This window comes from Streptomyces reniochalinae (assembly GCF_003323735.1).
In the GTDB taxonomy this organism is placed as follows: domain Bacteria; phylum Actinomycetota; class Actinomycetes; order Streptomycetales; family Streptomycetaceae; genus Streptomyces; species Streptomyces reniochalinae.
On record NZ_QOIM01000041.1, the window covers coordinates 136,319 to 157,880 of the forward strand.

At 72.4% G+C, this 21,562-nt stretch carries 19 protein-coding genes; 11 read left to right on the forward strand and 8 right to left on the reverse strand.

Features of this window, described 5'->3' with window-relative positions; genetic code table 11:
• Positions 1-120: 120 nt before the first annotated feature.
• Positions 121-1,104 carry a multicopper oxidase domain-containing protein gene (locus DQ392_RS24430; protein ID WP_114017858.1) on the forward strand — a complete coding sequence of 328 codons (984 nt, stop codon included), beginning with the start codon at positions 121-123 and terminating at the stop codon, positions 1,102-1,104.
• Between the two features lie 250 nt (positions 1,105-1,354).
• Here DQ392_RS24430 and DQ392_RS24440 read toward each other — a convergent pair whose 3' ends face one another.
• Complete coding sequence (locus tag DQ392_RS24440) at positions 1,355-2,284, reverse strand: LysR family transcriptional regulator (protein WP_114017860.1); 930 nt, start codon at positions 2,282-2,284, stop codon at positions 1,355-1,357.
• Between the two features lie 113 nt (positions 2,285-2,397).
• Between DQ392_RS24440 and DQ392_RS24445 the strand changes: the two genes are divergently transcribed.
• Entirely contained in the window at positions 2,398-2,925 is a 528-nt protein-coding gene (locus tag DQ392_RS24445) for a DapH/DapD/GlmU-related protein (RefSeq protein WP_114018021.1), read from the forward strand.
• 204 nt (positions 2,926-3,129) lie between these two features.
• Here DQ392_RS24445 and DQ392_RS35405 read toward each other — a convergent pair whose 3' ends face one another.
• Together DQ392_RS35405 and DQ392_RS24455 are read right to left on the reverse strand one after the other, a co-directional pair.
• On the reverse strand, positions 3,130-3,486 hold the full coding sequence (locus DQ392_RS35405) for a hypothetical protein (RefSeq protein ID WP_245981886.1): 357 nt from the start codon (positions 3,484-3,486) through the stop codon (positions 3,130-3,132).
• Positions 3,483-3,980, reverse strand: a complete 498-nt coding sequence (locus tag DQ392_RS24455) for a MarR family winged helix-turn-helix transcriptional regulator (protein ID WP_245981889.1) — start codon at positions 3,978-3,980, stop codon at positions 3,483-3,485. Before DQ392_RS24455 ends, DQ392_RS35405 begins: the two co-directional genes overlap by 4 nt.
• 234 nt (positions 3,981-4,214) lie before the next feature.
• Here DQ392_RS24455 and DQ392_RS24460 point away from each other — a divergent pair, with 234 nt between their 5' ends.
• Entirely contained in the window at positions 4,215-4,418 is a 204-nt protein-coding gene (locus DQ392_RS24460) for a cold-shock protein (RefSeq protein ID WP_027740277.1), read from the forward strand.
• A 62-nt stretch (positions 4,419-4,480) separates the two neighbouring features.
• Here DQ392_RS24460 and DQ392_RS24465 read toward each other — a convergent pair whose 3' ends face one another.
• Positions 4,481-6,163, reverse strand: a complete 1,683-nt coding sequence (locus tag DQ392_RS24465; protein ID WP_114017861.1) for an L-lactate permease — start codon at positions 6,161-6,163, stop codon at positions 4,481-4,483.
• 123 nt (positions 6,164-6,286) lie between these two features.
• Between DQ392_RS24465 and DQ392_RS24470 the strand changes: the two genes are divergently transcribed.
• The 6 genes from DQ392_RS24470 to fabF all read left to right on the forward strand — a co-directional run bounded on the left by DQ392_RS24470 (position 6,287) and on the right by fabF (position 16,089).
• The gene (locus DQ392_RS24470) at positions 6,287-6,751 is read left to right on the forward strand and encodes a YchJ family protein (protein ID WP_114017862.1); all 465 of its coding nucleotides are present in this window, start codon (positions 6,287-6,289) and stop codon (positions 6,749-6,751) included.
• Between the two features lie 653 nt (positions 6,752-7,404).
• The gene (aroA, locus tag DQ392_RS24480) at positions 7,405-10,473 is read left to right on the forward strand and encodes a 3-phosphoshikimate 1-carboxyvinyltransferase (RefSeq protein WP_114017864.1); all 3,069 of its coding nucleotides are present in this window, start codon (positions 7,405-7,407) and stop codon (positions 10,471-10,473) included.
• Positions 10,473-11,666, forward strand: coding sequence for an acyl-CoA dehydrogenase family protein (locus tag DQ392_RS24485; protein ID WP_114017865.1), 1,194 nt, complete (start codon positions 10,473-10,475; stop codon positions 11,664-11,666). Before aroA ends, DQ392_RS24485 begins: the two co-directional genes overlap by 1 nt.
• Entirely contained in the window at positions 11,663-12,490 is an 828-nt protein-coding gene (gene chcA, locus DQ392_RS24490; protein WP_114017866.1) for a 1-cyclohexenylcarbonyl-CoA reductase, read from the forward strand. Before DQ392_RS24485 ends, chcA begins: the two co-directional genes overlap by 4 nt.
• Before the next feature lie 139 nt (positions 12,491-12,629).
• Positions 12,630-14,669 (forward strand): oxidoreductase, encoded by a 2,040-nt coding sequence (locus DQ392_RS24495; RefSeq protein ID WP_114017867.1) that lies wholly within the window; start codon positions 12,630-12,632, stop codon positions 14,667-14,669.
• 85 nt (positions 14,670-14,754) lie between these two features.
• Entirely contained in the window at positions 14,755-16,089 is a 1,335-nt protein-coding gene (gene fabF, locus DQ392_RS24500) for a beta-ketoacyl-ACP synthase II (protein WP_245981891.1), read from the forward strand.
• On the opposite strand, the gene DQ392_RS24505 is transcribed toward fabF, so the two are convergent.
• From DQ392_RS24505 to DQ392_RS24520, 4 genes are all read right to left on the reverse strand, one after another.
• Entirely contained in the window at positions 16,028-17,230 is a 1,203-nt protein-coding gene (locus DQ392_RS24505) for a saccharopine dehydrogenase family protein (RefSeq protein WP_114018024.1), read from the reverse strand. The genes fabF and DQ392_RS24505 overlap by 62 nt on opposite strands.
• Before the next feature lie 51 nt (positions 17,231-17,281).
• Positions 17,282-18,178 (reverse strand): Fpg/Nei family DNA glycosylase, encoded by an 897-nt coding sequence (locus tag DQ392_RS24510; protein ID WP_114017868.1) that lies wholly within the window; start codon positions 18,176-18,178, stop codon positions 17,282-17,284.
• A gap of 75 nt (positions 18,179-18,253) precedes the next feature.
• Entirely contained in the window at positions 18,254-18,679 is a 426-nt protein-coding gene (locus tag DQ392_RS24515) for an OsmC family peroxiredoxin (protein WP_114018025.1), read from the reverse strand.
• A gap of 206 nt (positions 18,680-18,885) precedes the next feature.
• Positions 18,886-19,935 carry an LLM class flavin-dependent oxidoreductase gene (locus DQ392_RS24520; protein WP_114017869.1) on the reverse strand — a complete coding sequence of 350 codons (1,050 nt, stop codon included), beginning with the start codon at positions 19,933-19,935 and terminating at the stop codon, positions 18,886-18,888.
• 268 nt (positions 19,936-20,203) lie between these two features.
• Here DQ392_RS24520 and DQ392_RS24525 point away from each other — a divergent pair, with 268 nt between their 5' ends.
• Complete coding sequence (locus DQ392_RS24525) at positions 20,204-20,755, forward strand: glycoside hydrolase family 25 protein (protein ID WP_114017870.1); 552 nt, start codon at positions 20,204-20,206, stop codon at positions 20,753-20,755.
• 120 nt (positions 20,756-20,875) lie between these two features.
• Entirely contained in the window at positions 20,876-21,520 is a 645-nt protein-coding gene (locus tag DQ392_RS35410) for a hypothetical protein (RefSeq protein WP_245981894.1), read from the forward strand.
• The last annotated feature ends 42 nt before the right edge of the window (positions 21,521-21,562 follow it).

Genomic DNA, 21,562 nt, shown 5'->3' on the forward strand with positions numbered 1-21,562 from the left:
GGATAAACTCCCGGCTCGGCGCTACGGTCCCAGACTGATCCGTCAACTCGCCTCACTCGCACTTCCGTTGGCTCCACGCCGGCGCACCAATGGCCTCACGCCCCGGGGAGAACGAGAACGATGACCGGAAACGCGCACACCCACACCCGCCGCACCTTCAGCAGACGCCTCCTGGCGGGCGGCGCCGTCGCAGCCGTCGGCAGCACCGCGCTGACGGCCGGTACGAGCCCCGCACAGGCGGCCCCCGCGGCCTCAGGGCAACTGCGCCGCGCGGGCAAGGGGGGCGAGACCCGCCGGATCAAGATGTACGCGGAGAAGCTGCCCGACGGGCAGATGGGCTACGGCCTGGAGAAGGGCAAGGCGACCGTCCCGGGACCGCTGATCGAGCTGGTCGAGGGCGACACCCTGCACATCGAGTTCGAGAACACCATGGACGTCGCCGCCAGCCTCCACCCGCACGGCGTCGACTACGACATCGACAACGACGGCACCAAGATGAACGACAGCCACGTCGAGCCGGGCGGCAAGCGCACCTACACCTGGCGCACCCACGCCCCGGGGCGCCGCAAGGACGGCACGTGGCGCCCCGGCACCGCCGGGTACTGGCACTACCACGACCACGTCGTCGGCACCGAGCACGGCACAGGGGGCATCAGGGCCGGCCTCTACGGGCCCCTCATCGTGCGCCGCGAGGGCGACATCCTGCCCGACCCCGACCGGCAGTTCACCATCGTCTTCAACGACATGACCACCAACAACCTCACCAAGGGGCCCGACTTCAAGGCCACGGTCGGCGACCGCATCGAGATCATCATGATCACGCACGGCGAGTACTACCACACGTTCCATGTGCACGGGCACCGCTGGGCCGACAACCGCACCGGCCTGCTGGAGGGCCCCGAGGACACCTGCCGGGTCATCGACAACAAGATCACCGGGCCGGCCGACTCCTTCGGACTCCAGCTCATCGCGGGCGAGGGCGTAGGAGCCGGTGCGTGGATGTACCACTGCCACGTCCAGAGCCACTCCGACATGGGCATGGCAGGGCTGCTGCTGATCGCCAAACCGGACGGCACGGTGCCGGGGCATGGGGAGCACCACTAGGGAGTGTCTTCAAAGTAGCGGCGTCCGCCCGGAGGGCGGGCCTGGCGGTGTCTGGTGCGTGCGCTCGCAAGGCGGAGGAGGGAGTCCCTGCGTGGGGGCACCTCCCGGGGCGAGCGAAGCCGAGCCCTGGGGGAAGCGGCGACCGACGACAACGCCGCGAGCGTGCGTGCCAGGCGCCCGCCAGGCAGGCGGGACTTTGAAGACACGACCTAGGGCCACGCGAGGCGTGTCCGCTCACGCGGTCGTCCGGTCAGCGGTCCGCCCAGCCCGGCACCCACACGTCGCACGGCGTGCGCGGGCCCGTGGTGCGCAGATGGTCGCGTAGCGCGGTCAGCACCGGGTGCTGCTCCTGGCTGCGGAACAGCAGCACGTGCGGGTAGACCGGGGTCGGGTCGTGCAACGGGATACGCCGCAGGTCGTGGGTTCGAGGCCACAGGTACCGGTCCCCGCTGCCGACGAGCGTGGCCAGCGAGGCCGAATCCGCCAGCGCGTCCATCAGAGCCTCGTCACCGAAGTGGGGGCCGAGCGCGTCGATGCTCAGCCCGAACGCATCGGCCAGCTCCTGGTAGAACGCCGCCCACTCCGTGTCCGACCTGATCCCGGGGATCCAGATGCGGTGGCCGGCCAGGGCCGCGGGGCTGACCCAGGGCACGTCAGCCAGCGGGTGGCCGGGGCCGAGCAGGAGCTCCAAGGGCGCGTCCAGGAGCCGCTCGGCGCTGATCCCGGCCGGGACCTGGTCTGCCGGCAGGGCGCGGAAGGAGGCGTCGATGGTCCCTTCGACTACCGCTTGGGCGGCCTGGGCGGCGTTCTCCATGCTGAGCGTGACCGCGTCCAGGTCCGTCCCGGGGTGGGAGCGGTAGAACCGGTAGACGGCCTGGGCAGGAGCGATGCGCCGGTTGAGGACATCGACACGCAGGGGCCGGCTGCCGGGGCGCACAGCCTGCTCGGCCAGCTCGATGGCCCTCAGGACCTTCTTGGCGTGCGGCAGGAAGACCTGCCCGTCCGGGCTCAGCCGGGAGCCGCGCGAGGTGCGCACCAGGAGCCGGACCTCGGTACGCCTCTCCAGGGCCGCGATCCGTTTGGAGACCGCCTGCTGACTGATCCCCAACTCGTCGGCCGCAGCCTGGAACTGGCCGGTCTCGGCGACGGTCACGAACGTCCGCAGTGCCTCCACATCCACGCTCCCACCCTACGGAAACAACCGCCGGTTGTGTCCGGCGTGGTGCGGGTTGTTTGAGCGAGTGTTCCGCGCGGTGGTGGGATCGGCGCATGTCCACCCGCACAGAGCAGACCATGTATGTCCACACGCCTGAGTTCGCGCGCCATGCGGAGCGGATCGTGGAGGTGACCGATGCGACGTCCCGACTGAACGTGCTTCCGTTCAGCGACGGCCAAGGCCGCGCAGCACTACTTTCGGTTGTGTTCGGCGGCCTGCTGCCGGAGTCGGTGACGATCTACCCGCCGTTCTTCACCGAGCATGGGCTGAACACGACGTTCGGGGAGAACGTCTTCGTCAATCAGGGGTGCACCTTCATGGACAAGGGAGGCATCCGGATCGGCAACGGAGTCATGATCGCTCCGAAGGTCAGCCTCATCACCGGAGGCCATCCACTGCCCCTGGCCGAGCGCCGCGAGTACCTCTCCTTCGCCCCGATCGCCCTCGAAGACGACGTCTGGATCGGGACGGCTGCCGTGGTCACACAAGGGGTGACCATCGGCGCCGGTGCGGTGGTCGCCGCGGGCGCGGTGGTCACTCGTGACGTTCCTGCCGGCACTGTGGTCGCGGGAGTCCCCGCCCGGGTGCTCAAGACGACCGACTGAGCCCGGCCGGGGCCGCCGACCCCGGGTGCGCGGCACCTCCGCGCTCTGCTGAGCCCTCGTCACCCGCGGCGGCCGCCCTGCGGCGTGAACCACATCCGACTGCGCCGCCCTCCGGTACCGGTCGTCGTCTCCGGCCGCGGGCCGATCACCGTCGCCTTGTGGGGGCCCCGGGTCCCGGCGGTCCTGCGGTCTTCCGGCGCCGGCCTATCCCGCGGCTGTCGCCGCGCCGGCGGTCCCGGAGGCGTCCGGTTCGCAGGCGGGTGGTGCGGGAGCCGGCGTGCGGTAAGCACGCAGGGCCGTGTTGGCCGTGGCTACGAGGGCGATCGCCAAGCCGGCGGACAGGCCCCCGGCCACCAGGGAGAAGGGGGCGGAGGTGGCGGTGGCCAGCCCGATGGCGCCGGTGCCCACCGGAGTGCCGGTCACGTCCCAGACCTGGGCAAGCACCGCCACCGTGGCGACCTGACCACCGAGCTGGGAGGCCGAGGAGCCGATCCACAGGGCGCGGAACGGCCGACTGCCGCGGAGCGGGCGGACGTCGAGTAACCGGAGGGGGGTCCTCATCGTGGCGGCTCGACGAGGTGTTCGAGGACGCGCTGCCGCATCGACCGGCGCTCCAACGCCCGCCGCAGCTCCTCGACCACGGTGGTCAGCGGGTGCGGGAGCTCGGCGTCCAGCTCGGCGACCGTCGCGTGGGTCGCGCGCCACTCGGCTTCTATGAACGGCACCAGCGACCGGCCGCGTTCTGTCAGATCGACGCGCCGGGTACGGGCGTCGGGCCCCGGCTCGGAGGTGACGAGACCCTCCCTGCGCATGGCGGCGACGGTCTGGCTGATCGCGGAGTGCGAGCGGCCGAGGGACTCCGCGAGCTCGCGGATGGTCAGCGGCCCGGTGTGGGCGAGCCGTACCAGCGGATAGGCGAACCGGGGGCGCACGCCCTTGATGCCGCGCGCGAGGTAGACCTGTTCGATTTCGGCATCCATGGCGGCCAGCAGCTCGTTCAGCGCCTGCCAGGGATCGGGCACCGTCGTGGGATCCGGGGAGTCCGAGGATGACACGGGGCTAATATAACAACGCTGTTGTAATGTGCTCGGTCATCTTTCGCCGTCCGCCCGCCTTCGGACCGTGTTAGGCTGACGGTGTTGCGGTTTTGGTACCCATGAACGTGTGCGCGCCTGAGCTCAGTGGCTCGGGCGCGTTCTGTTTTTCCGGAGTCACTCTGGAGGGGGTCATTGCGGCGACGCGGAGCCGTGCGAGGTGTGCGGCTTCCAGCCACCCTGAAGGAGAAGAAGATGGCATCCGGCACCGTGAAGTGGTTCAACTCGGAAAAGGGCTTCGGGTTCATCGAGCAGGACGGCGGCGGCGCCGACGTCTTCGCCCACTACTCGAACATCGCGGCCACGGGCTTCCGTGAGCTCCACGAGGGCCAGAAGGTCAACTTCGACGTCACGCAGGGCCAGAAGGGCCCGCAGGCGGAGAACATCACTCCTGCCTGACGCGCGACGCGTCGTACCACCGCTGGGGCCCGCACCGTCAGGTGCGGGCCCCAGCGCCGTTCTCACGGCAGCATCCACGCCAGCACGTGCGACTGGAGCAGGACCAGCAGGCAGATGGCGAGGAGCAGCAGCAGGCTCCAGGCGACGGCCTTGCGGAAGAGCACCGCCTCCTTGCCGAGCAGGCCGACGGCCGTCGCCGCGATGGTCAGGTTCTGCGGGCTGACCATCTTGCCGACCACGCCGCCCGAGGTGTTGGCGGCGACCAGCAGTGTCGGATCCAGGCCCGCCTTGCCCGCGGCCGTCTGCTGGAGGGTGGCGAACAGGGCGTTGGCCGAGGTGTCCGAGCCGGTCACGGCCGTGCCCAGCCAGCCGAGGAGCGGGGAGAAGAAGGCGAAGGCCGCTCCCGCGCCTGCGATCCAGGTCCCGATGGTGATGGTCTGGCCCGACAGGTTCATCACGTACGCGAGCGCCAGCACCGAGCCAACCGTCAGCAGCGCCCAGCGCAGCGTCAGCACCGTGCGTCCGAACTCCCGCACGGCGTCCGGCGCCCGCACGCGGTAGACGGCTGTCACCAGCACCCCGCACAGCACCAGCAGCGAGCCGGGGGAGGAGAGCCAGGGGAAGACGTAGACGGTGGTGGACGAGCGCTCGCCGGCGGCCGTGAGTACCTCGCCGTCGAGCCCCGGCCACCGTAGGGACACGTCGCTGTCGGCTAGGAACTCCGTGACGGGGTCCAGCAGTTTCGCGACGGAGAAGACGGCGATGACGACGATGTAGGGGACGAACGCCATCAGGACGCGGGCACCGGTCATCGCGCCCCCGCTCTCCGGCTGCGCCGTCCGCGCCGCCTCGGGAGCCGGGCCGCTGTCACCCCCGTCCTGGCGCTCGCGCTCGGCCGCCTCCCGCAGGTCCCGGCGCACGCGCTCCCCGTCGCCCGGCTGCCACACGCGCAGGAAGACGACGACGGCGGCCAGTGCCACGAGGGAGGCGATGATGTCGGTCAACTCGACCGATATGTAGTTGGAGCTGACGAACTGCGCCACCGCGAAGGCCCCGCCGCACACCAGGGCCGCGGGCCAGGTCTGCCGCATGCCCCGCACCCCGTCCACGAGCGCCACCAGCAGCAACGGCACGAACAGCGCCAGCAGCGGGGTCTGCCGTCCGACGTAGGCGCCGATGTCCTCGTAGCTGATCTTGGTGAGGCTGCCCGCGGTGATGATCGGCGTCGCGATGGCGCCGAACGCGACCGGCGCGGTGTTGGCCACCAGCACGGTGACGGCGGCCCGCACCGGGGAGAAGCCCAGCGCCATCAGCATCACGCCGGTGATCGCCACCGGTGCCCCGAACCCGGCCAGCGCCTCCAGCAGCGCGCCGAAGCAGAAGGCGATGATCAGCGCCTGGATGCGGGGGTCGTCGCTGACGAGGTTGAAGGCGCGGCGCAGGTCGTCGAACCGTCCGCTGGAGACGGTCAGCTGGTGCACCCACAGGGCGGCCACCACGATCCACATGATCGGGAAGAGGCCGAAGGCGGCACCTTCCGTGCCCGCGAGCAGCGTCAGGTCCACCGGCATGCCGTAGGCGCCCACCGCCACCACGACGGAGACGCCCAGCGCCGCGAGCCCCGCCCAGTGCGCCTTGAGCCGCAGGCCGCCCAGCAGGACGAAAAGGGTGAGCAGCGGCAGCGCGCCCACCAGCGCGGACAGCGCGAGGGAGTCGGCCACGGGGGACAGGTCGGGACGGTACATGGTCACCCTTCGCCCTCGGACAGCGCTCATGGCGGGGCAGGCTCGCACCCCGGTTCGAACTGATCGTTTTGCAAGGTTGGTTCCGGATCGGCGCGCTGTCCAGGGGTCCGGCATGATGAGCTCATGTCCCGTCGCAAGGGCGCCTCCAAGGGCCGCCGCCCCGCCGCCACCTCCCGCCCCGCCGCCCCAGGGCCCGCGCCGCTCGCTCCCGGGGCCCCCTGCCCCTGCGGGCTCGCCCGCTACGAGGACTGCTGCGGGCGCTTCCACCGCGGTGCGGCGGCTCCCGCCTCCGCCGAGGAGCTGATGCGCTCCCGCTACGCGGCCTTCGCGGTGCGCGACGCCGCCTATCTGCGGCGCACCTGGCACCCCGGGACCCGCCCCGCGCGGCTGGACCTGGCGGGACCGTCCCGGTGGACGGGGCTGGAGATCCTCGCCACCACGGGCGGGAGTGCCTTCCACAGCGAGGGCACGGTGACCTTCCGGGCCCACTGGACGGACGGCGACGGCAGGTTCGGGACCCAGGAGGAGCGCAGTCGGTTCGTGCGGGTGGACGGGGCGTGGGTCTATCTGGACGGCGCCGTGGCCTGACGGGGTGTCATGCCACTGCGTCGGGGGGTGACTGCTTAGGTGTCGTATACACCTGATATACCGGTGGTATGACCGAGCACGCATCAGCCGAGCTCGTCATCCGGGACGCCCGCCACGGGGCTCCTGCCACGACCACGCGCCGCGACAGCAGCCACAGCGGGTCCCCTCGGATGAGGGCTCTCACTTCTCACGTAGACCTCTCAGGCCACGCGGGCCTCCTGAGGTGCGTAGACCTCTTGGGGCACGTAGACCTCTCCGGGCCGGACGGCCGGACCTAGCGTCTCCCTCCGCCGGCGGCCCGAGTGCGCCGCCGGTCCCCGCCACCCCTCGCGTCCTCTCGTCCGCCGCCCCGGCGGAGCGTGTCCGTATACGGGGCGGCGGCGCGCCCACCGGTACGTCCGGATGTCGCCCCCCCCCGCCGCTCGTGGGCCGGCCGGCGTGCCCGATGCCGTCGCCGGCGCCCGGCGTTACTCCGTGAGGTTGTCGGTCCACGGGTTCGACGGCACGGCTCCGCGCGGACCGCGAGGCCGGTCGTCAGGATCGTCGCGGCGGAAATCCGCCCCAAATGTCGCAGACGTCTGAAAAGTACCGATCTTCATCCGCCCTAGGCACGCCTGCCGTGCCGTGACAGACGGGTATGGGAAGCGCACCATATGCACCTTCTTGTGAAAGGGACACGTCAGCCGCTGGCCGGCGAGGTCCTGGTCCCCAACTCCAAGTACCACGCGCACCGCGCCCTGATCCTCGCCTCCCTCGCGGAGGGCACCAGCGTCATCCGCGGCCTCTCGGACGCCCGGCACGTCCAGTACACCGTGCAGCTCCTGCGCGGCCTCGGCGTCCGCGTCGACGTCGACGGCGACTCCTTCGTCGTCCACGGCGGGCCCTACCGGGCGCGCCGCGCCTCGGTCTCGGCCGGCAGCTCCGGCACCACGCTCTACTTCATGATCGGACTCGCTTCCCTCACCGACCGGCCGGTCGCCGTCACCGGGCAGAAGTACTTCAAGCGCCGCCCCGTCTCCCCCCTGCTGGACGCGCTGCGCACCCTGGGAGTCGAACTGGAGTCGGCCGACGGATGCCCTCCCGTACACGTGCGCAACAAGCGGCCCACGGGCGGTCACGTACGCGTCGCGGGCACGCTGTCCCAGTGGATCTCCGGCCTCCTCCTGCTCGCCCCCTTCGCCACCGGACCCAGCGTCGTCGAGGTCGAGGGCGAGCTGAACGAGCAGCCGTACCTGGAGCTGACGGTCGCCATGATGCGGCAGTTCGGCCTCGCGGTGACCGTCTCCGAGGACTGGCGGCGCTTCGAGATCGAGGGCGGCCAGCACGCCACCCCCTGCGACCTCACCCTCCCGCCGGACATCGGCTCCGCCGCCTTCGGTCTCGCCGCCGCCGCGCTCCACCCCTGCGACGTACTGCTGCGCGGCATGCACAAGCTGCACGGCGGCCCCGCCGACCACCCCGAGGCCCACTTCCTCGACCTCGCCAGGGCCATGGGCATCCCCATGGAGCTGGACGAGGCAGGGCGCGGGGTCCGCGTCCGGCACGAGGGCATCGACCTCAAGGGCGTCGAGGTCGACTGCCGCGAGGTCCCCGACATGCTGCCGGTCCTGGCCACCCTCGGCACCTTCGCGCAGGGCGAGTCCGTCTTCCGCAACGTGGCCCACACCCGGCTCAAGGAGTCCGACAGGGCCGCCGCCATGCTCCAGCTCAACGCCATGGGCGGCGAACTCGAACTCCGGGGCGAGACCCTGCGGGTGGGCGGCGGCACCAGGCGCCTGGTGGGCACCGGGCTCTCCTCCTTCAACGACCACCGGGTGCTGATGTCCCTGGCGGTCGCCGCCTCCCGGGCCTCCGGGCGCACCACCCTCACCTACCCGAACGCCTACCGGATCTCCTACCCGGCCTTCCTGGAGTCGATGAACACGCTCGGCATCCCCATGACCGTCGAAGGCGGCACCAGTCCTTTTGTCCAGAGCGGCAGACGCCCCGCCGCCGACCGCCGCCCGCACGACCCCCTCACCCCACAGGCCCCCCGCACCACGACGGACGTCTCGCACCCCGACGAGGCGGCCCAACACACCCTCCCCGAACTCGTCGCCGACCGCGCCGCCCGCGACCCCGACGGCACCGCCCTCGTCGACGTACGGGCGAGCGGCGCCACCACCCTCACCTGGCGGCAACTGCACGAGCGCGGCGAGCACATCGCCGCGCTGCTGCTGCGGCTGGGCGTGCAGCCCGGCGAGGCCGTCGCCTTCCAGCTGCCCAACCGCTGGGAGTTCACCGCCATCGCACTCGCCTGCCTGCGCGTCCGCGCGCTGTGCTGCCCCATCATGCCGATCTTCCGCGAGCGGGAGGCCGCCTTCACCCTGCGCCGCTCCTCGGCCCGGGTGCTGCTGCTGCCCGACCACTTCAGGGGCCGGCGGCACGCCGCCGAGATCGCCGCGCTCGTGGCCGAGGGCAGCACCGACGTCGGCAGGCTCGCGCACGTCGTCGTCCTGCCCTCGGGGGAAGGCCCCGCCGACCTCCCCGCCGCGGCCCGCGAGGGCGGAAGCGTCCACTGGCACGAGTGGAGTGCCGCGCTCGACTCCACACCCGTCGACCCCGCGGCGCTCGCCGCCCGCGTGCCCACCTCCGGCGACCTCACCCAGCTCCTGTTCACCTCCGGCACCACCGGCGAGCCCAAGGGCGTCCTCCAGCGCTCCGCCTCCCTCAGCCGCGCCGTCTCCATGGAGATCCGGCACCTCGGGCTGACCGGAGCTGACACCATCTGGATCCCCTCGCCGCTCGCCCATCAGACCGGCTTCCTCTACGGCATGTGGCTGGCGCTCGTCCTCGGCGTCCCGCAGATCGTGCAGGCCGAGTGGAACGCGCCCCTGGCGCTGCGGTCGCTGCGCGAGCACCGCGCCACCTTCGTACAGGCCGCGACACCCTTTCTGATGGACCTCGTCCGCGCCGTCGAGGACGGCGAACGCGCCCCCCAGGACCTGCGGATCTTCGTCGCCACCGGCGCCACCGTCCCCCGCGGCCTGGCCGAACGCGCGAGCCGGGTGCTGTCCACCACCGTGCTGGGCGCCTTCGGCTCCACCGAGACCTGCCTGGCCGCCCTCGCGGCCCCCGGCGACGAGCCGGCACAGCGCTGGGGCACCGACGGGCGCGCCCTCACCGGCGTCCGCATCAGGGTGACCGACGAGAGCGGAGCCGAGATGCCCCCCGGCACGGAGGGCCACTTCGAGATCCTCACGCCCACCCTCTTCGACGGTTACCTGGAGCGGCCCGACCTGACCGCCGAAGCGCTCACGGCCGACGGCTGGTACCGCACCGGTGACCTCGCCACCATCGACGCCTCCGGATTCCTGCGGATCACCGGCCGGGTCAAGGACGTCATCAACAGGGGCGGCGAGAAGATCCCCGTCGCCGAGGTCGAACAACTGCTGCACGACCACCCCGCGGTGGCCGACGTGGCCGTCGTCGCGATGCCCGACGAACGCCTCGGGGAGCGCGCCTGCGCCTTCGTCGTCCCCGAGCCCGGCGGCGCGCCCCTCGGATTCGAGCAGTTGCAGAAGTACCTCGACTCCCACCAGGTCGCCAAGCAGTACTGGCCCGAGCGGCTGGAGACCGTCGCGGACGCGTTGCCCCGCAACGAGGTCGGAAAGATCCAGAAGTTCGTGCTCAGGGAGCGGGCCCGCGGCCTGCGTCCCCAGCGCGGAGAAGGAGCGGAATGATGAGTGAGCAGCACGGCACCCGGCCGGCACAGCAGGGCGTGGGGCCCGCGCAGTACGAGCGGCTGCGCCAGAAGGTCACCGCGTGGGTGACGGGCCCTGGCGAGGAGTGGGCCGCGCGCATCGAGGCCACAGGCCAGGTGCCCGAACAGCTCTGGGCCGAACTGCGCGAGGAGGGGTTCCTGCGCATGGCCGCGCCCCGCTCCTACGGCGGCCACGGGCTCTCCTTCACCCAGTGGATGGGCCTCATGGAGATTTTCTCCCGCTCGCACGGCTCCCTGCGGATGATCGTCCACGTCGTCAACGGCATCTGGCGCGCCATGGACCCCTTCGCCACCGACGAGCAGCGCAAGAAGTTCGTCCTGCCCGCCATCGAGGGCGACCTCAAGATCGCCTTCACCCTCACCGAGCCGGGCAACGGCACCGGAGCCGACATCACCACCTCCGTCGAACGCGATGGCGACACCTACCACCTCACCGGCGACAAACACCTGATCACCTTCGGGGTGCGCTGCGACTACTATCTGCTCGCCGCGCGCGTGGCAGGCTCCACGGGACACGAGGGCACCGTCTGCCTGCTGGTGCCCCGCGACGCGCAGGGCGTCCACGTCGAGGACACCTCCCAGACCATGGGCGTGACCGGCACCGACCACGCCACCCTCCGCTTCGAGCGCACCCCCGTGCCGGTCGCCAACCGGCTCGGCAAGGAAGGCGAAGGGCTCGACGTCGCACTCGGCGGCTTTCTGACGCCCTCGCGGATCTCGGTCGGCATGAGCTGCGTCGGACTGGCCCAGCGCGCTCAGGAACTCGCCCTCGACTACGCGCGCAGCCGCCACACCTTCGGCAAGAAGCTCACCGGGCGGCAGGCCGTCCAGTTCATGCTCGCCGAGAACGCCGCCGACATCGAGGCGGCCAAACAGCTGGTGATGCACGCCGCGCGCACCTTCGAGGAGGGTGGCGAGGACGCCTCCATGCTCTCCTCCATGGCCAAGATGACCGCCGTATCCATGCTCACCCGCGTCACCGACAACGCGCTCCAGGTGCACGGCGGCCTCGGCTACTGGAAGACCAGCCCCATCGAACGCGTCTACCGCGACGCGCGCGCCCAGCGCTTCGAAGAGGGCACCAACGAGATCCAGAAGACCGTCGTCTTCCGCGAACTGCTGCGCGCACACACCCAGGGAGGGAACCCGTGACCGACACCGAGAGCCCGAAGGTCGCACTCATCACCGGAGCCTCGCGAGGCATCGGCCGCGAGCTGGCGCTGACCCTCGCCCGGCGCGAGGGCGCCACCATCGCCGTCAACTACAAGAAGAACGCCGACCTCGCCGAGAAGACCGTCGCCGACATCGCCTCCCTCGGCGGCAGCGGCTTCGCCGTCCAGGCCGACGTGGAGACCCCCGAAGGCGTCACCGCGCTCTTCGACGAGGTCGCCAGGCGCTGCGGGCGGCTCGACTGGTTCGTCTCCAACGCGGCGGCCAGCGCGTTCAAGAACATCGTCGACCTCAAGCCCCACCACCTCGACCGCTCCTACGCCATGAACCTGCGCCCCTTCGTGCTCGGCGCCCAGGAGGCGGTCAAGCTGATGGACGACGGCGGCCGCATCGTGACGCTGTCCTCCTACGGCTCCCTGCGCGCCTACCCGACCTACGCCACCCTCGGCGGGATGAAGGCCGCCATCGAGGCATGGGTCCGCTACATGGCGCTGGAATTCGCCCCCTACGGCATCAACGTCAACGCGGTCAACGGCGGGCTGATCGACTCCGACTCGCTGGAGTTCTTCTACGACGTCCCCGGCATGCCCGAGATGAGCACCGTCCTCGACCGCATCCCCAAGGGCCGCCCCGGCACCGTGGCCGAGGTCGCCGACGTGCTGGCCTTCCTGCTGGCGCCGGAATCGGAGTACATCACGGGGCAGACGCTCGTCGTCGACGGCGGACTCAGCGCCGTCGCACCGCCGTTCTTCGCCGACGCGGGGCCCGAACTGAGCCTCCCACCGCGCCCGCAGCGCCCCGCATGACCGACCGCGCGCCGCGGCGGCACGGCACGACCGACCGCGCCCGGCAGCGGTCCGCATGACGGCCCGCCGGGCGCCCGCCCACCCCTCCGGCGGGCGCCCGGCGCGGCCCCGCACGCACCACACCGAGGAGTAGTCCCGCGTGTTCACCCACGTCACTCGGCCCGGCGCCATCGGCTCGCTCCAGGTCGCGAACCGCCTGGTCATGGGGGCGATGCACCTCAACCTGGAGACCCTGGACGACGGGGGCGCCGCACTGGCCGCCTTCTACGCGGCACGGGCCCGCGGCGGCGCCGGACTCATCATCACCGGCGGCTCGGCCGTCAGCCCCGTCGCCGCGGGCGGCCCCGGCTACAGCCACGTCAACGACCCCGCGCACCACCCCGCGCTGCGCCGCACCGCCGACGCCGTGCACGAGGCCGGCGGAAAGATCGCCCTCCAGCTCTTCCACGCGGGACGCTACGCCCTCACGGACGGAAGCGGCCTCACCCCCGTCGCGCCGTCCGCCGTGTACAGCCGCTTCTCACGCACCACGCCCCGCGCGCTGACCGAAGCGGACATCCGCGCAACCGTCGCCGACTTCGCCCGCGGCGCGGCCACGGCACGCGCACTCGGCTACGACGCCGTGGAGGTGATGGCCTCCGAGGGCTACCTGATCAACCAGTTCCTCTCGCCCCTCACCAACCTGCGTGACGACGCGTGGGGCGGCGACGCCGCACGCCGCCGCCGCTTCCCGCTCGCGGTGCTGCGCGCCGTACGCGAGGCGGCCGGCGACGACTTCCCCGTGCTCTTCCGCATCTCCGGCGCCGACCTCGTCCCCGGCAGCAGCACCCAGGAGGAGACCGACGCGCTCGCCGTCGCCCTCGCCCGGGAAGGCGTTCACGCCCTCGACATCGGCGTCGGCTGGCACGAGTCGCGCGTGCCCACCGTGCAGTCCGCCGTGCCGCCCGGCGCCTGGGCCTCCTACGCCGAGGCCGTGAAGAAGGCGCTGTGCGCGGCCGGACACGCCGACGTGCCCGTCATCGCCTCCAACCGGGTGGTCGGGCTCGACCAGGCCGAGAGCCTGCTGCGCGGCGGCGGCATCGACCACGTCTCCATGGCCAGGCCCCTCCTGGCCGACCCCGACCTGCCGGCCAAGTGGACCCGAGGACGCAGCGCGCTCGTCAACGTCTGCCTCGCCTGCAACGAAGCCTGCATCGACCGCTCGTTCGGCACCGAACGCGTCTCCTGCCTGGTCAACCCGCGCGCCGGACACGAACTCGCCTTCCCCGAGCAGGCCGCGGCCGACCCGCCCCGCTCCTTCGCCGTCATCGGCGGCGGCCCCGCGGGTCTGGAGGCCGCACGCGCGCTCGCCGCGCTCGGCCACCGCGTCACCCTCTTCGAAGCGGACGAGGAACTCGGCGGGCAGTTCCGCCTCGCCCGGCAGGTACCCGGCAAGGAGGACTTCGGCGCCACGGCCCGCTACTTCGCCGCCGAACTCGCCCGGCTCGGCGTCGACATCCGCCTCGGGCGGCGCCTCGGCCTGGGCGACGCGGGACTCCTGCGCCACTTCGACGGGGCCGTCCTGGCCACCGGTGTCCAGCCCCGGATCCCCGACATTCCCGGCTGGCCCCTGCTGCACACCCTCACCTACCCGGAGGTCTTCGCCCGCCCCGAAACCCTGGGCGAACGCGTCGTCCTCCTGGGCGGCGGCGGCATCGCGACGGACCTCGCGCACCTGCTCACCGGAGAGCGGACGCCCGCCACCCCGCAGGCGTTCCTCGCCGCGTACGGCCTCGGGGACGGCCCCGTCACCGGCCCCCCGACGGCGCGGCACCGGCTGACGCTGGTCAGGCGCGGCCCGCGGATCGGCGCGGGAACCGGGCCCAGCACCCGCTGGGTCGTCCTGTCCGCGCTGCGGGCCCACGGGGTCGAGATGGTGACCGGCGTCCGATACCGCGAGATCACCACAGAAGGCGTGGTCGTCCAGGGCGCCGACGGGGCCGAGCGGCTGCTCCCCGCCGACTCGGTGGTGTTCGCCACCGGGCAGGAGCCGGAGCGCGCGGCGGTGCCCGCGCTGCGGGCCGCCGGTGTCCCCTTCGAGGCCGTCGGCGGCGCGCGCGACGCGGCCGGGGTCAACGCGGTGCGCGCCACCGCCGAAGGCTTGCGAGCCGCCCACCGACTGGGTACCTCAACCGTGTGAGAGTCCCGCCCGTCCCCTCCCGTCCTCGGGGGCTTCGCCCCGAGCCCCCTCGACCTCCCCTTGCAACCGCGACGAAAGCAGCAGCGTGACCGTGTCCCACACCCCCGCAGAACCCGCCGTCGTCGTCACCGGCATCGGCGCCCTCACCCCTGTAGGCAACGACAGGGAGACCAGCTGGGCGGCGCTGCTGGCCGGAAGATCAGGCGTGGCCGAGATCTCCCGCTTCGACGCGCGTGACCTCCCCACCCGCATCGCCGCCGAGGTCAAGAACTTCCGCCCCGAAGAGCACTTCGACCGCAAGCGCCTCCGCCGCTCGGAGCGCTTCTCGCAGTACGCCGTCGTCGCGGCGCGGGAAGCCGCACGGGACGCCTCGCTGGCCGTGGACGGCGACCCTGACGCCCGCGTCGGCGTCCAGATCAACAACGCGGTGGCCGGCTTCCCCGGCATCGAAGCGGCGACCGACCAGCGGCACGAGGACCCGCGCAAGGTCAGCCCCTACTTCGTCTCCTCCGTGATCCCGAACATGCCCGCCTGCGAGGTCGCCATCGACCTGGGCGCCCACGGCCCCGTCAACGCCTCGGCCCTCGCCTGCGCCAGCGGCATCCACGCGCTGCTGGAGGCGCGCCGCACCATCCTGGCGGGCGAGGCCGACGTCGTGGTGGCCGGCGGCACCGACTCGGCCATCACCCCGGTCATGTTCACCGGGCTGAGCACCATGGGCGCGCTCTCGACCCGCAACGACGCGCCCCAGCGGGCGAGCCGGCCGTTCGACGCGGAGCGCGACGGGTTCGTCTTCGGCGAGGGCGCCGTCGTCTTCGTCGTCGAGTCCGCCGCACACGCGGCGGCCCGGGGCGCACGGCCCTACATGGAGATCAGCGGCGGCGCCCTCACCTCCGACGCCTTCCACGTCAGCGCACCGCACCCCTCGGGCGAGCACGCGGCCACGGCGATGCGGCGCGCGCTGGCCACGGCGCACACCGCGCCCGGCGAGGTGGACTACATCTGCGCGCACGGCACCGCGACGCGGATCAACGACCGGCTGGAGACGCGAGCCGTGCGGTCCGTCTTCGGCGAGGCGGCGGACGGGCTGCTGATCAGCTCGCCCAAGTCCATGGTCGGACACATGATCGGAGCCGCCGGAGCGCTCTCCGCGATGGTCGCGGCGCTGGCCATGCGGGACGGCGCGGTGCCGCCGACCCTCAATCTGGACACCCCCGACCCCGAGTGCGACCTCGACCACGTCCCGCACACCGCGCGCAAGACCGACGTGAGCACCGCCGTCGTCAACGCCTTCGGGTTCGGCGGCCAGAACGTCGTGGCCGTGCTCCGCGCGCCGCGGGGGCGGGCCGCCCGGCACCTCACTCCGGCGAGTCCTCCAGCACGCGGAACTCGAGGCCCGCACGGACCAGCCGTGCGGTGAGCGCCTCGCCCATGGCGACCGCCGTCGTCACCTGGCCCGCCGTGGGCGGCAGGTCGTCGTGGGCCAGGCACAGGGCCGCCTCGGCGAGCATCTTGGCCGTCTCGTCGTAACCGGGATCGCCGCCCGCGACCTCGGTGACGACCCGGCGGCCGCCGCCCCGGCCCACGAACCGCGCCGAGAACCAGCTGCGGGCCCTGCGCGCCTCGTCGGGGCCCTCACCGGGAGCCAGCCGCGCGGACAGGAAGCGCCGCAGCGCGGGCAGCTGGGCGGCGGCGAAGAGCCCGCCCGCGCACGCGAGGCCGCCCGCGACCACGGGCAGCCGCTTGACGGCGGCGTGGTGGCGGTAGGTGAAGACGGGCCCGTACCTCTCCAGCGCGGCGGCCGAACGGCCGACGATCTGCGGGTCGAGGGTGGGCAGCGGCACCGCCCACACGCCCAGCTCATCGTCGTGCCGCACGGTGCCCGTCGGCGTGCGGATGACGCGGTGTGCCGGGTGCGGGTCGGCGGCGCGGCGGGCCTTGGCGGTGCGGGCCATCCGGTCGGCGCGCGCGAAGGCGAGCAGGGTGCTCGCCAACGTGCCGCCGGAGATCATGGCGTTGGAGCGCACGAACCCGTCAACGCTGAGCGGTACGTTCTCGGGCAGCTGTTCGACGGTGAAGCGCACCCCCAGGTCGTGGGGGACGGAGTCGAAGCCGCAGGCGTGCACGAGCCGCGCCCCGGTCTCCTTGGCGCGGGAGTGGTGCCGCAGGTACATCAGATCCACGAACTCCGGCTCGCCCGACAGGTCCAGGTAGTCGGTGCCGGCCTCGGCGCAGGCGGCGACCAGCCGGGTGCCGTAGCGGATGTAGGGGCCCACGGTGCTGGCGACCACGCGCGAGCGCGCGGCGAGCTTGGCCAGGGAACCCGCGTCGGCGGCGTCGGCGGTGACCAGGGGGACGTCCGCGGCGGCGGGATGGTCGGCGGCCAGCCGGGCGCGCAGGGCCGCGAGCTTGTCGCGGCCGCGTCCCGCCAGCGCCCAGCGGCACCCGTCGGGCGCGTGCGCGGCCAGGTGGCGTGCCGTCAGCTCTCCCACGAACCCGGTGGCCCCGAACAGGACGACGTCGAACTCCCGCGCCCCGCGCTCAGCTGTCCCAGTCTCCACGGCGATCTCCTCCACACGAGCGGCTCTTACCGATCAGTAGGGCGTCGCCTCTCATTTCAGCAGACGCGACATCCGACGGTCGGCGAGGGGCCTGCCCCCGGTCTGACAGGTCGGGCAGTACTCCAGCGCCGAATCCCGGAAGGAGACCGAGCGGATGGTGTCCCCGCACACCGGACAGGTCTCGCCCGCGCGGCCGTGCACCCGCAACCCGAGCCGCTTGCCCGCCTTCAGCCCGGCGGCCGGCACCCCGCGCGCCCGCTCGACGGCATCGGCGAGCGTGTCCCGCAGCGCCGCGTACAGCGTGTCGACCTCCTCCTCGGACAGGTCGGCAGCCAGTTTGAACGGCGACATCCGCGCCGCGTGCAGAATCTCGTCCGAGTAGGCGTTGCCGATGCCGGAGACGACCGACTGGTCCCGCAGCAGGCCCTTGATCCGCTGGCGCCGGCCGCCCAGCAGCGCCGCCAGCGCCTCGCGGTCGAACTCCGGTGCCAGGGGATCGGGGCCGAGCCTGGCGACGCCCGGCACCTGCCGCGGGTCGCGCACCACGTGGACGGCCAGCCGCTTCTGCGTACCCGCCTCGGTCAGATCGAAGCCCTCACCCGAGGCGGCGCCGCCGGAGGCGTCGGCCAGTTCGAGCCGCAGCGCGAGCGGCCCCTTGCCGGGGCGCGGCGGCGCGGCGGGCAGCGCGTCCTGCCACCGCAGCCACCCCGCCCTGGCCAGGTGGACCACAAGGTGCAGACCGCCCGCGGGCCCGCCGTCCGCCGCCATGTCGAGGAACTTGCCCGCACGCCGCACCCCCGTGAAGGTGCACCCTTCAAGCGCCTGTACGGGCGGGTCGTACGTCTTGAGCACACTCACGGCGACCGGCAGCACGCGCCACACGGAACGTCCGCTCAGCCGCTCGTCCAGAAAACCGGACAGCGCCTCGACCTCGGGAAGCTCCGGCACGGTGTCTCCTTCCGGGAGAAGCGGAACGGCGGGGCGGCCTCACCGCGAGGCCGCCCCGGCCCTCCGGGTCCGCCCTCAGACCAGCTTGGCCTCGTGCGTGATCGTGGTGCCCTTGAGCGCCTGGCTGACCGGGCAGTTGCGCGCCGCGTCCGCGGCGGCCGAGGCGAAGGCGGCCTGGTCGATGCCGGGAACCTCGCCCTGGACGGTCAGATGGATGCCCGTGATGCCGGTACCCGGCTGGAAGTCCACGGCGGCCTTGGTGGTCAGCCTGGACGGCGGGGTCCCCGCACCGGTCAGCCCGTTCGAGAGCGCCATCGAGAAGCAGCTGGAGTGCGCGGCCGCGATCAGTTCCTCCGGGCTGGTCCTGCCACCGGGCTCCTCGGCGCGCGCCGCCCAGGAGACGGGGTATTCGCCGATGCCCGAGGAGTCGAAGGTGACGGCCCCCGCCCCCTCCTGCAAGGCGCCGTTCCAGACGGTGTGGGCGGTACGGGTGGTGGCCATGGTGATCACTCTTTCCTCACATCGGTGTCAACAGGCACGGGGCGCGCCGAGCCGTGTCCTGCCCCGGCGCGGGACACCCCGTGCCAGTCTCGCAGTACCCGATCCTGCGCCTTCGCCACGCCCAGGACAGCCCCCGACGCGCCGAGGGGGGAGGGCGCTCACCCTCCCCCTCGGCGTCGCCGTGGCCCCCGCCGCCGTCGCCGGCCTCAGGCGAAGACGGGCATGATCTCGCCGTGGATCGCCCTCAGCTGGGTCGCGGCGTCCGCCACCCCTTCCAGATCGCGCCCGGTGAAGGCCCGCACCAGGGCCCGGTCGGTGACGGCGCAGATCACGTGGTTGACACCGGCCGGTGCGATCTCGTCCCGGATCCTGGCCGCGCACTCCTGGGGCGTGCCGGACACCGAGAGCCGCTCGGTCAGCGAGTCGGTGGTCAACTCGATGCCGCGGGCCAGGTCGCCCGCGCCGATGGCGTCGATCACCGGCTTCAGCTCGGCCGGGTCGACGCCGTTGCGCACCAGCTGCTCGGCCGGCATCGAGGACGCGTAGATGCCCACCATGCTGCGGGCCGCGTCTTTCGCGGCGGCCGAGTCGGGGCCCGTCGCGAAGACCACCCAGGCGCCGATGTCCAGCGCGCGCCAGTCCTTGCCCGCCCGCTCCGCCCCCGCCCTGATGTGCCGGACGGCGTACTCGTACGCGTCACGGGTGTAGCTGAGCGCGTGGTGGCAGCCGTCCGACAGCTCACCGGCCGCCTCGAAGGACCGGGGCCCGCGCATGGCTCCGAGCTTGAGCGGCACTCGCTGCTGCACAGGGCGGGCGAAGGTGAACAGCCCCTCGTAGGAGTAGAACTCGCCCTGCCGGGTGATCGCTCCCTCGTCGAGCAGCGTGCGCACGACGGCGAGCGCCTCCTTGGTGCGGGACAGCGGCCTGGTGTGCTGCCAGTCGATGCCGTACTGGGCGAGGAGCCCGAAGTTGCCGCTGGAGAGCACCGCTTCGGCGCGCCCTTCGGACAACTCGTCCAGCGTGGCGACGGCCTGCGCGATCAGGGAGGGCTCCCGCAGCGTCACGGGGGAGACGCTGGGCCCGAGACGGATGCGCGTGGTCGATCCCGCCGCCGCGGCGAACAGCAGCCACATGTCCTTGTGCCAGGTCTCGTCGGCCGCGTAACACGCGTGGAACCCCAGCTCGTCGGCGAGGCGTACCGCCTCGAGCGACTCGGTGAGGGGGTAGTCAGGAAGCATCGCGTAACTGAACTTCATGGGCCACCTTTCCTGCCGCCGGCACCGGGCGGGGCCTCAGCCCGTGCCGGAAGGCGCGAGGAGTGGTGTGCGGACCGGGCAGATTGTGCCAAGGGGGCGCGCGCCCCGCGAGAGTTGTGTGCGACGACGCGCCGGACGACTGGGTACCCCGTACAACAACTTCCGTACGTCCCGCGGCTTCCGTGGCGGTACGGTGTGACGCCCAGCGGGTATCAAAGAGTAACCAGCCTCATTCGGAGAGTGAGAAGGAAGTGGGTGGCCCACAGTCATGATCAAGGGAATCGACGTCTCCTCCTACCAGCCGGAGGACTACAGCACGCGGGGCATGGAGTTCGTCTTCATCAAGATCACCGAGGGGAAGTCGTACACCAACCCCAAGTGGGTCGCGCAGCGCAAGACGGGCCGCGACGCGGGACTGGTCACCGGCTTCTACCACTTCGTCAGGCCGGGCAGCATGAAGGAACAGGCCGACTACTTCCTCTCGAAGATCAACCTCGTCGCGGGCGACATGCTGGCACTCGACTGGGAGGACGCCGGGGTCGGCAACGACGAGAAGGACGAGTGGATCAAGTACGTGCAGGACAAGGCCCCCAAGCACAAGGTCATGCTCTACTGCAACGTCGACTTCTGGCTGAACCGCGACAAGACCTCGTTCGCGGGGGACGGTCTGTGGATCGCCCACTACAACGGCAAGCCCGGCGAGCCGGGGGTCAAGCACCGTTGGCGCTTCCACCAGTACACCAGCGACCCCCTCGACACGAACCTGGGCGAGTTCGACAGCCGGGACGCCCTGCGCAGCTGGGCGGGCGGCAAGAAGTAGCCGCGCGGCGCCCCCGCACCACGCGCGAGGGCCCGCAGGCGACCCCACGCCGCCGGGGCGAACGCCGCCGACGGCGGCCGAGGGTCCCACCCGACGCCGGCTGCCGATACGCTCCCGTTCATGCCGGAAGCCAACTCGCCCTCGTCCACGTCCCCCCACGCCCCCACGGAGGTCCCCGCCGACGAACGGATACGCACCCAGGAGCGGACCCCCACGGCGGAACGCACACCCCCCAAGGGCCGCGCCTCCACGGAGGACGCCCCCACCGAAGGGCGCACCTCCGTGGACCGGCGCACCTCCGTGGAGGGGCACACCGGCGCCGAGGCGAGGGGCCCGGAGACCGGCCCAGCGGGTGAGAGGGGACCGGAGCGTGAGAGCGGCCCCGCCCGTGAGGTCGGACCGGAGCCTGAGGCCGGCCTTGCCCGTGAGGCGCCTAAGCACCCGGAGCACCATGAGGCCGAGGCGGACCAGGGCCCGGCAGCCGAGGGCGACGGCCCGGCCGAGGAGGAACGCCCGTCGCTGACACCGCGTCAGGCGCGGCGCATACGCATCGTCCTGTCCACCGTCGTTATGCTGGCGGTCGCCGTCGCCCTCGCCGTCCGCCTGGGCGCGGCCCCCTCGGTGCTGACCGTCGGCTTCTACGGGCTGGCGCTGATCCTCTCCGGAACCGCCATCGCCCTCAGCCGCAGGGGCCGCACCCGGGTCGCCACCGCGGTGCTGGTGCTCGGTTTCGTCCTCGTGGTGTTCGGCGAATGGCTGGTGTGACCGGCACGGCCCCGCGGGACCGCCGGCGCCACGACCCCGGCG